At 42.2% G+C, this 13,811-nt stretch carries 14 protein-coding genes and 1 pseudogene; 11 read left to right on the top strand and 4 right to left on the bottom strand.

Going from position 1 to position 13,811, the window contains the following annotated elements:
* The first annotated feature begins 51 nt into the window (after window positions 1-51).
* The 5 genes from H7F25_RS13625 to H7F25_RS13605 all read left to right on the top strand — a co-directional run bounded on the left by H7F25_RS13625 (window position 52) and on the right by H7F25_RS13605 (window position 6,608).
* Window positions 52-1,020 (top strand): 2-hydroxyacid dehydrogenase, encoded by a 969-nt coding sequence (locus tag H7F25_RS13625; protein WP_133744616.1) that lies wholly within the window; start codon window positions 52-54, stop codon window positions 1,018-1,020.
* Between the two features lie 223 nt (window positions 1,021-1,243).
* Entirely contained in the window at window positions 1,244-2,545 is a 1,302-nt protein-coding gene (locus tag H7F25_RS13620; RefSeq protein ID WP_133744617.1) for a homoserine dehydrogenase, read from the top strand.
* Window positions 2,545-3,606: a threonine synthase gene (gene thrC, locus H7F25_RS13615; RefSeq protein WP_185853814.1), complete on the top strand. Its 1,062-nt coding sequence runs from the start codon at window positions 2,545-2,547 to the stop codon at window positions 3,604-3,606. The genes H7F25_RS13620 and thrC overlap by 1 nt, the downstream gene beginning before the upstream one ends.
* Window positions 3,603-4,535 (top strand): homoserine kinase, encoded by a 933-nt coding sequence (thrB, locus tag H7F25_RS13610; RefSeq protein ID WP_039181185.1) that lies wholly within the window; start codon window positions 3,603-3,605, stop codon window positions 4,533-4,535. Before thrC ends, thrB begins: the two co-directional genes overlap by 4 nt.
* A gap of 102 nt (window positions 4,536-4,637) precedes the next feature.
* Window positions 4,638-6,608: a S9 family peptidase gene (locus H7F25_RS13605; RefSeq protein ID WP_185853813.1), complete on the top strand. Its 1,971-nt coding sequence runs from the start codon at window positions 4,638-4,640 to the stop codon at window positions 6,606-6,608.
* A 216-nt stretch (window positions 6,609-6,824) separates the two neighbouring features.
* Here the strand turns inward: H7F25_RS13605 and H7F25_RS13600 are convergent.
* Window positions 6,825-7,124, bottom strand: a pseudogene (locus tag H7F25_RS13600) (NifU family protein).
* 121 nt (window positions 7,125-7,245) lie between these two features.
* On the opposite strand from H7F25_RS13600, the gene H7F25_RS13595 reads away from it, so the two are divergent.
* Together H7F25_RS13595 and H7F25_RS13590 are read left to right on the top strand one after the other, a co-directional pair.
* Complete coding sequence (locus tag H7F25_RS13595) at window positions 7,246-7,575, top strand: YuzD family protein (protein WP_024423358.1); 330 nt, start codon at window positions 7,246-7,248, stop codon at window positions 7,573-7,575.
* 100 nt (window positions 7,576-7,675) lie between these two features.
* Entirely contained in the window at window positions 7,676-7,906 is a 231-nt protein-coding gene (locus H7F25_RS13590) for a WYL domain-containing protein (RefSeq protein ID WP_185853812.1), read from the top strand.
* A 50-nt stretch (window positions 7,907-7,956) separates the two neighbouring features.
* On the opposite strand, the gene H7F25_RS13585 is transcribed toward H7F25_RS13590, so the two are convergent.
* On the bottom strand, window positions 7,957-9,024 hold the full coding sequence (locus tag H7F25_RS13585) for an NAD(P)/FAD-dependent oxidoreductase (RefSeq protein ID WP_024423356.1): 1,068 nt from the start codon (window positions 9,022-9,024) through the stop codon (window positions 7,957-7,959).
* Window positions 9,025-9,279: 255 nt separating this feature from the next.
* On the opposite strand from H7F25_RS13585, the gene H7F25_RS13580 reads away from it, so the two are divergent.
* The 3 genes from H7F25_RS13580 (at window position 9,280) to H7F25_RS13570 (ending at window position 11,077) form a co-directional block, all read left to right on the top strand.
* Window positions 9,280-9,516: a YuzB family protein gene (locus H7F25_RS13580; protein ID WP_008346813.1), complete on the top strand. Its 237-nt coding sequence runs from the start codon at window positions 9,280-9,282 to the stop codon at window positions 9,514-9,516.
* 270 nt (window positions 9,517-9,786) lie between these two features.
* Window positions 9,787-10,641 carry a diaminopimelate epimerase gene (gene dapF / locus H7F25_RS13575; protein ID WP_024423355.1) on the top strand — a complete coding sequence of 285 codons (855 nt, stop codon included), beginning with the start codon at window positions 9,787-9,789 and terminating at the stop codon, window positions 10,639-10,641.
* 73 nt (window positions 10,642-10,714) lie between these two features.
* Window positions 10,715-11,077 carry a HesB/IscA family protein gene (locus H7F25_RS13570; RefSeq protein ID WP_024423354.1) on the top strand — a complete coding sequence of 121 codons (363 nt, stop codon included), beginning with the start codon at window positions 10,715-10,717 and terminating at the stop codon, window positions 11,075-11,077.
* A 297-nt stretch (window positions 11,078-11,374) separates the two neighbouring features.
* Here H7F25_RS13570 and H7F25_RS13565 read toward each other — a convergent pair whose 3' ends face one another.
* Complete coding sequence (locus H7F25_RS13565) at window positions 11,375-12,142, bottom strand: MerR family transcriptional regulator (protein WP_181950633.1); 768 nt, start codon at window positions 12,140-12,142, stop codon at window positions 11,375-11,377.
* Window positions 12,143-12,381: 239 nt separating this feature from the next.
* Between H7F25_RS13565 and H7F25_RS13560 the strand changes: the two genes are divergently transcribed.
* Window positions 12,382-12,588, top strand: coding sequence for a hypothetical protein (locus H7F25_RS13560; protein WP_024423352.1), 207 nt, complete (start codon window positions 12,382-12,384; stop codon window positions 12,586-12,588).
* Window positions 12,589-12,635: 47 nt separating this feature from the next.
* On the opposite strand, the gene yumC is transcribed toward H7F25_RS13560, so the two are convergent.
* Window positions 12,636-13,634, bottom strand: coding sequence for a ferredoxin--NADP reductase 2 (gene yumC, locus H7F25_RS13555; protein ID WP_024425964.1), 999 nt, complete (start codon window positions 13,632-13,634; stop codon window positions 12,636-12,638).
* Between the last annotated feature and the right edge of the window lie 177 nt (window positions 13,635-13,811).

Here is a 13,811-nt window from a genome sequence, read left to right as displayed (position 1 = left end):
TTGAGACGTTTTTCGTTATGCTTAAAGAAATCGATAAAAGGAGTGTTCTTCTTGACGAAACCTTACGTCTATATCACAAGAAAACTGGATGAAGCATCACTTACACCATTAAAAGAAGTCGCTCATGTTGAGATGTGGCCAAGAGAGGATGAGCCGTGTCCAAGAGAAGAGTTAGAAACACAAGCTGCTAAAGCGGATGCGCTTCTCACCATGCTGTCAGATCAAATAGATGAGCCGCTTTTATCAAAGGCTCCGAATATCAAGGTGGTTGCAAACCTTGCTGTTGGCTATGACAATATTGATCTTGAAGCAGCCAAAAAGCACGGAATCACCGTATGTCATACACCAGACGTCTTAACAGAATCGACGGCGGATTTAGCCTTTGCTCTTCTGATGGCGTCAGCTAGACGCATTGTCGAGGCGAGTGATTGGATTAAGGATGGAAACTGGACAGGCTGGGGGCCGCTTCTTCTTGCCGGTGCTGATGTTCATCACAAAACACTCGGGATTGTCGGAATGGGCAGCATTGGAACAGCACTTGCCAAGCGGGCCAAAGGCTTTAATATGAATGTCCTTTATCATAATCGTTCAAGAAAATCCGAGGCAGAAGCGCAGCTTGGCGTGACCTATGCGGCTTTTGAGGAACTGCTCAAGCAGTCTGATTTCATCGTCTGTCTGACGCCGTTAACCCCGGAAACGAAAGACATGTTTAATGAAAAAGCATTTGACCTGATGAAGAACTCTGCTTATTTCATTAACGTATCAAGAGGACAGACTGTGGATGAGGATGCTTTATACGAGGCTGTCACAACAGGAAAAATTGCCGGCGCTGGTCTGGATGTATTTAGAGAGGAACCTGTCAGCCCGTCTCATCCGTTAACGACATTACCTAACGTCACAGTCCTTCCTCATATTGGAAGTGCTAGTGTTGAAACAAGAAAAACGATGATGCGTTTATGTGCTGAAAATATTGCGCTTGTCTTACAAGACGAGCCAGCCAAAACGCCGGTTCGTTTATAATATAAGGCTTCCCGGTGTTCGGGAGCTTTTCTAACAAAAATATTTTGAAAATATAGAATCTTGATATAAATAGCTGTTAAGCGGTTTCATTCTGACAATCTCTTATTTTATTACCTTGTCAAAATGAGGATACCCCTTTATAATGTGTGTACATTGAATGTCTGTGTAAGGTTAACAAATGTCTTTTTAGAGAGGACATTTACGGAGAAAGGTGGAATTTCAGGTGAAGGCAATTCGAGTTGGGCTATTAGGATTAGGAACAGTGGGAAGCGGTGTCGTAAAAATTATCCAAGACCATCAGGATAAATTAATGCACCAAATCGGCTGTCCGGTATTAATACAAAAAGTGCTTGTGAGCAATCCCGATAAAAAAAGAGATGTGGATGTCGCAAGAGAGGTCTTCACAACTGAAGTATACGATGTGATTAGAGATCCAGAGGTCGATGTCATCATTGAAGTGATGGGCGGCATTGAAGAGACAAAACAATATTTAATAGATGCGTTAAGTGAGAAGAAGCATGTCATTACAGCCAATAAAGATTTAATGGCGCTTTACGGTACGGAGCTTTTACATGTAGCGAAAGAAAATAGCTGTGATCTTTATTATGAAGCAAGTGTCGCCGGAGGAATTCCGATTCTGCGCACGCTGGAGGAAGGATTGGCCTCAGACCGAATCACCAAGATGATGGGGATTGTGAACGGTACAACGAATTTTATTTTAACGAAAATGAATGTCGATAAAAGCGCATATGAGGATGTCTTAAAAGAAGCACAGGATCTAGGCTTTGCAGAAGCAGATCCGACAGCTGATGTAGAAGGACTGGATGCAGCAAGGAAAATGGCGATTCTTGCAAGACTCGGCTTTTCTATGAATGTAGATTTAGAGGACGTCAAGGTGAAAGGTATTTCTGATATCTCTGATGAGGATATTAATTTCAGTAAGCGGTTTGGCTATACAATGAAGCTGATCGGCATTGCTCAGAGGGACGGAGAGAAAGTGGAGGTCAGCGTTCAGCCAACCTTACTTCCTGATCATCATCCATTATCATCCGTCAACAATGAATTTAATGCGGTATATGTCTACGGAAGTGCTGTAGGAGAAACGATGTTTTACGGACCTGGAGCAGGAAGTCTGCCGACAGCAACAGCTGTTGTATCAGACTTAGTGGCTGTGATGAAAAACATGCGCCTTGGCGTGAACGGAAGCGGATTTATCGCACCGCAGTTTGAGAAGAAGATCAAATCGTCATCAGAAATATTTGCTCAGCAATTTTTAAGAATTCATGTTAGAGATCAAGTCGGGGCATTCTCCCGCATTACATCTATTTTTTCTGAAAGAGGCATCAGCTTTGAAAAGATCCTTCAGCTTCCTGTGAAAGGACATGATGAGCTGGCTGAAATTGTGATTATTACACATCAGACTTCAGAAGAAGATTTCTCAAATATCCTGCAAAAATTAAACGACCTCGACGTGGTGGTTCAAGTGAAGAGCACGTACCGAGTAGAAGGGAACGGTTTAAGCTGATGAAATGGAATGGACTCATTGAAGAATTTCAAGAATTCTTACCAGTAAACGAATCTACACCTAAACTAACATTAAATGAAGGGAATACACCGCTGATCCATCTTGCCAAGCTTTCAGAAAAGCTGGGAATCGAGCTTCATGTGAAAACAGAAGGCGTTAATCCAACAGGCTCTTTCAAGGATCGAGGAATGGTCATGGCTGTTGCAAAGGCTAAAGAAGAAGGCAACGATACAATCATGTGCGCCTCAACGGGGAATACCTCTGCAGCAGCAGCAGCTTATGCAGCCCGTGCTGATATGAAATGTATTGTCATCATTCCAGACGGGAAAATTGCCTTCGGTAAGCTTGCACAGGCCGTCATGTACGGAGCAGAGATCATTGCCATTGATGGCAACTTTGATGATGCACTGAAAATCGTTCGCAGTATCTGTGAAAAAGCGCCGATCGCCCTTGTGAACTCCGTCAATCCTTATCGAATTGAAGGACAAAAGACAGCAGCATTTGAAATCTGTGAGCAGCTAGGCTCTGCCCCGGACGTACTGGCGATTCCTGTTGGTAATGCCGGGAACATCACGGCCTACTGGAAAGGCTTCAAGGAATATCACGAGAAAAAAGGAACTGGACTGCCTGTCATGCGTGGTTTTGAAGCAGAAGGTGCAGCGGCAATCGTTCGAAATAAAGTGATTGAGCAGCCAGAAACAGTGGCAACGGCTATCCGTATCGGAAATCCAGCGAGCTGGAAACAAGCTGTGGCAGCCGCAGATGAATCAAATGGAAAGATTGATGAAGTAACAGATGAGGAAATTCTTCATGCGTATCAATTGATTGCACGTGAAGAAGGTGTGTTTGCAGAGCCGGGTTCTTGTGCGTCGATTGCGGGCGTGTTAAAGCAGGTGAAATCTGGAGAAATCAAGCCAGGCAGTAAAGTTGTTGCGGTACTAACAGGCAACGGACTGAAAGATCCAAATACGGCTATCGATATTTCACAAATCAAGCCGGTCACACTCGATGCAGATGAAGATCAAATTCTTGAACACTTAGAAAAGGCCGCACGCGTATGAGTGAAGCCTCCATGCTTTTTTCAATCACAGTACCGGGAAGCACTGCCAATTTAGGACCAGGCTTTGATTCAGTTGGAATGGCACTCAGCCGCTATTTAAAGCTATCGGTCTATGACCATGATAGCTGGCTGTTTGAAGCAGAAACAGATGTCGTGTCTGGAATTCCATCAGGCACCGACAACCTAATTTATCAAACAGCCAAAAAGGTCGCAGATGACTTTGGAAAAACACTCCCGCCTGTTCATGTCAAAGTGTGGAGTGATATTCCATTGGCACGGGGGCTTGGCAGCAGTGCTGCTGCCATCGTGGCCGCCATTGAACTTGCCAATCAGCTTCTTGAATTAAACATGACAGATGATCAGAAGCTCTTTTATGCAAGTGAGGTAGAAGGTCATCCAGATAATGCGGGTGCCTCTTTATTCGGTGGTTTACTGATCGGTCTTCATGAAGAAGACAAAACCCATGCCGTTAAAGTGCAGCATGTGGATGTAGATGTCGTCGTGGTGATTCCTTTTTATGAAGTGCTCACAAAGGATGCCCGTGATGTCCTGCCAGAGGATTTCTCCTATAAACATGCTGTCAGTGCGAGTGCTGTGAGCAACGTCCTTGTAGCCGCCTTAATGACGCAAAACTGGCCGCTTGTTGGAGAAATGATGAATAAGGATTTATTTCATCAGCCTTACCGCACAATGCTCGTGCCAGAGCTGTCGAAGGTAGAGCATGTCGCTTCGCTCAAAGGAGCGTATGGAACGGCTTTGAGCGGTGCTGGACCGACGATCCTCACCTTAGTGGAAAAAGGGAAGGGAGAAGCGCTGAAAGAGCAGCTTGCCCAAAACTTCCCGCATTGCGAAGTCGATTTGCTGACGGTGCCAGTAGAAGGGGTTGTCGTGCAGCATTATCCTGTTAATCAAGTAAAGAACGTGCTGTGAATCTGCACGTTCTTTTTTTATGCTTGTTTTTATGGGAAGAAGCAGGGATTATTATTTAGAGGATCGAACTATTTTTTAAGCATAAAAGGGGGAGATACGTTCATGAAGAAATTGATGACGGCAGAAGATTTAACGAAGATTGTTTCTGTTTCCTATCCGGTTTATTCACCAGATGGAAAAAAGGCAGTCTTTACAAAAGTCACTGTGAATGAGAAAAAAGACGATTACAACATCCACTTATGGGTTCGAGATGAAGAGACAGAGGAGCTGGCACAATGGACATTTGAGGATGGAAAGCATCATCAGCCAGTTTGGTCAAAGGACGGCAGGCAGCTTGCTTTTATTTTACAAAAGCCAAAGGAAGCCCCTCAGCTCGCACTCATAAAGAGCGAAGGAGGCGGCGTGCGAACCTTAACGAAGATTCCTTACGGAGTATCTCATCCTGTCTTTTCTCCAGATGGTGCTTTTCTTTATGCGGCTGTGTCATTGAAACAATCAGAATCTGTTCATGATGAAAAAAAGGAAGAGCAAGATGACTTTGCTCCAGCGGTATATGATGATTTAACCTATAAAGCAGATGGAAGAGGCTTTTTAGATGGGCGTGTCACGCAGATCGTGAAGGTAGATATCGATTCAGGAGAGATAGAGCCTGTCACGAGCGAGCAGGTTCATCATATGAATCATACGATTTCTCCTTGCGGCAAATGGCTTGCCTTTATTCAATTAAATCCACAGATACCTTACATAAGTGACGTGTGTCTTCTGTCATTAGAGGATGGTACGACAAAAAAAATCACACAAGCAAACGGCGCTTATTCCACCGTATCTTTTTCTCCAAATGGAGGGAGTCTTTTGTATATTGGACATGAGCGTGAATTTCAAAATGCCACCTTCCCATCACTATGGCTGTATGATCTGAAGGAAGAAAAGACGGTTCAACTGTCAGAAATGCTCGATATGTATGTTGGGAACTGTATGGCAGGAGATAGCGTGATGGGAGAGGTCTATCAGCTACCGCAGTGGACAAAGGACAGCCAAGGGTTTTATGCGCTTGTTTCTAATCAAGGCAGTACAGGGATTTATTATTTCTCTATTGAAGGTTTAGCCTATCCTGTTCGACTAGAGGCGGAACATATCACCAATTTCAGCCTTCATCCAAATGAATCCAAATTGCTGCTCAGCCGGCTTTCACCTGTCTCACCAAGTGAGCTGTATGAGATGATATTAGGGGAGACAGAACTAAAGCAAATCACATTCGAGCATCATGATTTTCTAAAGGAGCATGTCGTATCCGAACCTGAACCATTTTCTTTTCAGTCAAAAGATGGTGACGAGGTGCATGGCTGGTTTATGAAGCCTTCCAAGATGGAAGAGGGAAAGAAATATCCGCTCATTCTAGAGGTTCATGGCGGACCGCATGCGATGTATGGTCATACGTATTTTCATGAATTTCAAATGCTCGCTTCTGAAGGCTACGCCATCGTGTATATCAACCCGCACGGCAGTCATGGGTATGGACAGATGTTTACTGACCGTGTGAGAGGAAACTATGGTAACGTTGATTATGACGATGTCATGCAGGCTGTTGATCATGTGCTCACAGCCTATGATTTCCTTGATGAAACAAGGCTTGGCGTGACAGGCGGCAGCTATGGCGGTTTTATGACCAACTGGATTGTTGGTCAAACTGACCGCTTTCGGGCAGCTGTCACACAGCGTTCCATTTCCAACTGGATTAGCTTTTATGGCATCAGTGATATCGGTTATTTCTTTACAAGGTGGCAGATTGATGGGGATATTTATGATTCTGTCGATAAGCTATGGGATCGTTCGCCGCTAAAATATGTGAAGCAGATGAACACGCCGCTGCTCATCCTGCACAGTGATGAAGATTATCGTTGCCCAGTTGATCAAGCAGAGCAGCTTTTTGTGGCATTGAAGGAGCTTGGGAAAGACACAAGATTGGTCAAATTCCCGAAGGCATCTCATGATTTATCCAGAAGCGGCCACCCGGGGCAGCGTATTCAAAGACTGACTTTTATAAAGGAATGGTTTAGAGAAAAGCTAGCTTAATAAAAACCGACCCTTCAGCGTGCTGACAAACCCTCGCATTCGCTGTCAGTCCTGCGTGCTGGTGCTCACGAATAGAAAATTCGCTCCGCGCCAATACTCGTCCTTCCTAGACTTCAAGGATTTTCATATCACGCTGAAAAGAAGACAAAGGGCTAAAGCCTTTGTCAATCATGAAAAAAACGACCCTAATTGGGTCGTTTTCATGTCATATATGAATTAGAAAACCTGTTCAACTTCTACAACGCCAGGCACTTCTTCTAATAATGCGCGCTCAATACCGGCTTTCAATGTAATGGTTGAACTTGGGCAGCTGCCGCATGCACCAAGAAGACGTAATTTCACAATGCCATCTTCAATGTCTACAAGCTCACAGTCTCCACCATCACGTAATAGAAATGGACGAAGTTTGTCCAGTACTTCCTGTACTTGGTCTTTCATTTCGACTTCAGTCATTAGATATAATCGCTCCTTTCACAACATATCACCATTATATTCATCTGGACGATAAAAATCTATTGATTGGTTTCAAAGTTTCCTTCTCATTATAGCACAATCTCATCTTGAAACAAAAAGTGATTTTGACTTTTTTCATCCAGAAAATTCAGCTAAAATGAAGAAAGAATAGGGGGCTTGTCAAATGAACAAAACCGTCGATCTTTATGTATATGGAAGAGATGTCTTGTGCGCTAGCTGCGTGAATCTGCCTTCTTCAAAAGATACGTTTGAATGGTTAGATGCAGCATTAAAACGAAAATATCCGAATCAGCCTTTTCGCATCACATATATTGATATTGAGCACCCGCCAGAAAATGAACAACAAAAGGAATTGTCTGAACGAATCCTTGATGATGAATTCTTTTATCCGCTTGTCTTAGTAGAGGATCAAATCGTTGGAGAGGGCAATCCGAAATTAAAAGACATTTATCAAGAAATGGAGAAATACGGGTACAGGGAGAGCAGTGAATAAGCTGTTCTTTTTTTGAGAAATATAAACGAACAAGTGTTCCTTTTTAGGTTGAAAAAGAACGTTTGTTCGTTTATAATGAAATGAAAGGAGCGTGAGCATCATGAATTATTTACTGAAACAATCTCTTCAACAGCAAATACCGATTGAGATGATTTATATGAAGAAAAACGGAGAGTGCACGAAGAGAAAAATCATTGTCTACCGTGAGACGGATCAGTTTATCCAAGCATATTGTTTATCGAAGAAAACGATGAGAACCTTTCGTAAAGACTGCATTCTTGCCCTTGCTCCGATCAAATGGACCAACTCATCGGCACATGCCGTTTCATAGAAAAAAGCTCCCTCGTCACGAAGGAGCTTTGAGAAAAAATTCACATAATTTTAGCCGTTGTGATGCTTGTACATCCAAAGCAGTCCAGATTTCAGAAGTCTTGGCACCCTGCCAACAAGTGGACGATCTGCCACTAAGCCAAATCCGGCTTTTTTCCCTAATGAACCTAAAACACCTTTTAGCTTAAACTGTGGATAAGCCTCAGGAAGCGGCTCATTTTTCCAGCGTTTTTGCAGAGATTGGACAATTTGTTCTGCCTGCGCTTCAGCAAGCTGTGCACTTGGGGCATGCGGCAGACTTGCGCAGTCACCTACGACATATACATGCTCATCCCCTGGGAGATTGTGATGAGGAGTTAATACGACACGGCCTTGTGCGTCTTTTTCAACATCCATCTCTCGTACCACTTTGCTTGGCTGTATTCCTGCTGTCCACACGATGACATCAGCTTCAATCGCGTCATCATGGTTATAAACAAGACCTTCTTCAACCTTTGTAATATTGGCACAGTTAATAATCTTTACGTCATTTTCTTCAAACCACTTTTGCACATACAAACTTAATCTTTTTGGGAAGCTTGATAGAATCAGCTCTCCGCGGTCAAAAAGAATAATGTTTAAATCAGCACGGCTTTCTCTTAATTCACTGGCCAGCTCTACCCCGCTAAGTCCAGCACCGACGATGCCAACCGTTGCACCTGCGCTCAAATTGTTTAATTTGTTATACGCATGTCTTGACTGATCAATGGTTTGAATGCTGTATGTATGTTCTTTCGCACCAGGGACATTATGATACTTGTCCTCACAGCCGAGTCCAATCACCGTATCATCATACGGAATCGGTTCACGGTCGCTGAATAAGATCTGTTTGTTTTCAATATCAATTTTTTCTACTTCCCCGTATTGAATATCCAGCTTCGGATGCTCTGGAAAAGATACTCGAATGTGATGATCAGAGATCGTTCCAGCAGCAAGTGCATAATATTCTGTTTTTAAACAGTGGTAAGGATTTCGATCAATTAATGTGATAGTGACATCATCAGGTAATTGATTTGGCAATAAGCGGTGGAGAACCCGCATATTCCCGTAACCTCCGCCGATCAAGACTAAATTTTTCATGACGATTCTCCTTTTCCCCGTAGACATTGAAAAACACTTATACTAAAAAACTTTAAGTTAAAATACCAAATAAAATTATATCGAATTTACTGTGAAACCACAATAATTGTTTCAAAATAACCTACATATTCATCAGTTAGTCCCAAATAGTAAAACATTTTAAGAGGAATAGGCGTAACGATACAGACGAAGCTCATATTTTGACTAATACAAGGAATTTCGGTAGGATGGTAAGGCAATGTGAGGTGAAGCACAGTGTTTCCACTGATCGAATTTTGTGTAAGTAATCTTGCACAAGGGTCTCAAGAAGCAAAAGAGAAGCTTGAAAAAGACCCAAACCTAGACGTAATGGAATACGGCTGTTTAAGCTATTGCGGCAAATGTATGGACTCCCCATTTGCACTTGTGAATGGAGAATTTGTTTCAGGAGAAAATGCAGAGCAGCTAGTCGAGCGTATTTATGCTTTTATAGAGGAAAACGACATGTTTTAAATGCACCACATGGGTCATGAGGTGCATTTTTTTCACATTTTCATCTTCCATTTTTAAGGAGAATCAATAGAAAGCGCATCCAATATGTTATGCTAATAAAATATCATCAATATGAAATATCACACGAGAGAAAAAGAGGCATATGCATAATAAAAGCCCTTTGCCATGGCAGCAAAGAGCTTCTATGTATGAAAAACGGGGGATGATAAGATTGTCTCCTGAATCGACTCCTTTTATACTAAAAAGAAACAACATTTTTGGAGGAAGCTCATGACATCATTTCAATTCACGAAAATGCACGGATTAGGAAATAATTATATTTACGTCAATCAGATGAAGGAACAGCTTCCAGAAGAGCAGCTATCAGAGATAGCGATCCGCGTTTCTTCTGTTTATACAGGAATCGGTTCTGACGGGATGATCCTGATTTGCCCATCAGATGTTGCACCTGTGAAGATGCGCATTTTCAACAATGATGGATCAGAGGGCAAAAACTGTGGTAATGGGCTGCGCTGCGTTGCAAAGTATGTGTATGAGCATCAAATTGTAACGGACACAACGTTCCAGATTGAGACATTGTCAGGACTCGTTGAAGCGACCGTTCACGCTCAGGATGGTCACGTTCAGCTAGTCACAGTAGATATGGGAAAACCACGTTTTGAAAAAGAAGCAATGCCGATGCTTGGTGAACCGGCTAGCACAACGGTTAATGAGCTGCTTGATTTTGGTACTGCGAAATTAAATGGAACGGCCGTTTCGATGGGAAACCCGCACATCGTTTTTTATTTAGAGGACATTGAAAAAGCGCCGCTTCATACACTTGGGCCGATCATCGAAAAACACGACATGTTCCCTGAAGGCGTCAATGTAGAATTTGTTGAAGTTGTCAGTGAAACAGAACTTCATTTTCGCGTGTGGGAAAGAGGTTCAGGAATTACCCAGGCTTGCGGAACTGGGGCCTGTGCTGCGGCTGTATCCACAATTGTGAATGGTCAGGCAAAAAAAGAAACAGACATGACCGTTCATTTAGCAGGCGGAGACCTCATCATTCGTTGGAAAGACAATGACCACGTGCTCATGACAGGACCTGCTGAAACGATTTGTGACGGCACATTTTATCTCTAAACCATTTATTTGAGAAAAGGCATCATCACGTTTATAATTGAAAAGAAACATCCAGTCAAAAGGAGGGATGATCATGAGTACACCAGTAACCATTACAGAAGCTGCTGCACTGCAGATTAAAGATATGATGAAAGAACATGAAGAAGAAAATGCGTTCCTTCGAGTGGGCGTAAAAGGCGGCGGCTGCAGCGGTCTCTCATACGGCATGGGCTTTGACCATGAAGTCTCAGAGAAAGACACGCAGTTCGAGCAGCACGGCATCAATGTCCTTGTCGATTCCGAAAGCCTTGATATCATGAACGGAACCATCATTGATTTCAAACAATCACTAATGGGTGGCGGTTTCACGATTGACAATCCGAACGCTATCGCGTCATGCGGATGCGGTTCTTCGTTCAGAACAGCAACGAATACCGGTACGCCGGAAGAGTGTTAAGGGTTAAAACGATTCATTCTGTAAAACCATTTGTATAATGAAGACCTCCTCATATTAATCATTTTCTTGAGGAGGTTTTTTGTGTTGTTTTTGAAGATGCATAAAAAGGACATGACTTCAATCACTCAGCACGTCCTCTTTATAAAGATATTTAATTAGAAAAAAGCTCGCAGTTTCTTAGTATTTCCTCTGTTCATCTTCCACATCTTTTCAAAAGGTTTCATCATGGTGTGTCGGAAAAAATGTTCTTTGTTGTGTTTCGTTGAGAATAACATTTCGTATTAATCGATTGTATTCTCAATCATCATTTTCAAAGCTGTTCCCTCTTTTATGAAGAGTAGTAAAGACTTTCATCGCTTCGCTCATAAATGATGCCAAGCCCTCACCATAACGATCTATATTCTTTGTGAAACGTTCATCTTGAATATAGAGTTGGCCTAAACCGTAAAAAGCATCAAGAGAGTAATAACGAAAGTTTTCGTTTAAAAAGTCGTACCATTGTTTGATGACGATTTGCACCTCTTTGGATTTAGGGGATTGGCTGCGAAGAGAGGCTAGTTTATTCAATATGCTATCCCAGCTATCAGATAATTTAATTTGTTCATCTTTAGACAAATGATTTAGTTTTGCGCTGACTTCATCAACAGCTTGATTTCCCCAACGGTGACGAGCTTCTTCTTCATATTGGCTAAAATTCATATTCATATTCTCAAACCTTTCTTTATAGGTGTATTGAGTTTCTCCCGTTAAATGCTGTAGCGTCTTATCAATATTTCCGATCATTTTATCGAGATTATTTCGTTTCTCTACTAACATTTTTCTTTGTAGCATAAATGCTTCTTTCTTATTAAATGAAGGATTGTGCATCATCTTTTGGATTTCCTTCAATGGAAATCCAAGTTCCCTGAAAAATAATATTTGCTGCAATGTTTCAAGGTTTTCTTCTGAATAGAGCCGATAACGATTATCTGTGACTTCACTTGGAGTCAATAAACCAATCTTGTCGTAATGATGAAGTGTACGAATGCTAATACCAAATAATTCAGCCACTTCTTTTACTTTCATTTCAATTCACCTCTCTTGATATCCACTATAAAATATGACGTTGCGTTAGGGTCAATCATCTTTTTAAAAATTTATATCATTGTTGATCTTGTTTGAAGCAGCGGATTCAAGGAGCTATGTTTTTTTTCGCAAATCGCTCAATTTTGTTACAGCTGGCCCGAACAACTGGCTATTTCCACTCGAAAAGAGTATCATGAGAACCAAACATAAACTGTAGTGAGAAAAGAGGTTGCTGAGGTTTGAGTGAACAAATCAATTGCAGGAACTGTCATGAACTGATTCCTTATCGTTCCAAAACGTGTCCATCTTGCGGGATTGAGAAGCCGCTTCCGAAAAAGGAACGTGTGAAGGATCGGGTGATTTTGGTTGTGGCAGGGATTGTTGTGGTGCTGCTTGCTGCAATGGTACTTGGAATGGCAAATGCCTATATTGGGGTTTTTAAATAAACGAAAAAAGGAGTTCCGCGAGTGGGAACTCCTTTTTTGATCCGTTCTTATTTGTTTTCAAATAAGCTTGTGGAATGGAGAGGCTGTACACGGGCTTTCGGGTCCATGTAAGCTTTCGCATTGTTGACAGCAGTTGGTGCTTCACCAAATCCGCTTGCAATCAATTTGACTTTTCCTTCATACGTACAGATGTCTCCTGCCGCATAGAAGCCTTCAATGTTTGTTTCCATTGTAGATTTCACCACGATGGAGTTCTTTTCGATTTCAAGGCCCCATTGTTTGATTGGTCCAAGGGAGGAAACAAAACCGAAGTTGACGATCACGTCGTCCACATCAAGCACTTGTTTTTTGTCGCCTTTGACTTCTTCGAGCACGATTTGTTCAATGCGGTCTTCACCAATGAGCTCAGTTGGTACATATGGTGTTAGTACATTGACTTTCGAGTTGTGCAGGTTTTCTACACTGTGCTCATGTGCGCGGAATTTATCGCGGCGGTGAATAATGGATACTTCTTTTGCGATTGGTTCAAGCATAAGTGCCCAGTCCACCGCAGAGTCTCCGCCCCCAAGAACGGCAACACGTCTGCCGGCAAATTGGTTCAAGTCATTAATGAAGTAATGCAGGTTGCTTCCTTCAAATGATTCTGCTGAATCAAGTTCAAGCTTTCTCGGTTGGAATGCACCGTTACCAGCTGTGATGATAATTGTTTTAGAATAATGAATCTCTTGATTTGTCACAAGTTTAAAGATCCCATCTGCCTGCTTTTCAACCGTTTCAACTGCCTGCTCTAAGCAAATGGTTTGATCGAATTTATCCATTTGTTCCTTTAAGTTATCAACTAATTCTTGTGCGCGGATTTTTGGAAATCCAGCCACATCATAAATATATTTTTCAGGGTAAAGAGCGGATAGTTGACCGCCGAGCTGAGGAAGGCTTTCAATGATTTTCACACTTGCCTGTCTCATGCCTCCGTAAAACGCAGTAAACAATCCAACGGGGCCGCCCCCGATAACGGTAATGTCATATACCTTAGAATCTTCTTGCATTCCTTTAATCCTCCCAAATGAAAATTGTTATCACTATATCATATCATACCACATATCGTCGTTTGACTTGTTTTGAAAAACTTGTCGTTTTTTGATGCCGAAGCTTTAGAAAGGAGGAAAAAGTGAGAAAGACCGTTTATCATAAGGATTTTCAGTTTAAAGCCTTGAAAATTGGAG

It is taken from the genome of Bacillus sp. PAMC28571 (assembly GCF_014250435.1).
In the GTDB taxonomy this organism is placed as follows: Bacteria; Bacillota; Bacilli; order Bacillales; family Bacillaceae; genus Bacillus; species Bacillus safensis.
The sequence above is the reverse complement of the archived record's forward strand: the minus strand, read 5'-3'. Positions and strand labels throughout refer to the sequence as shown.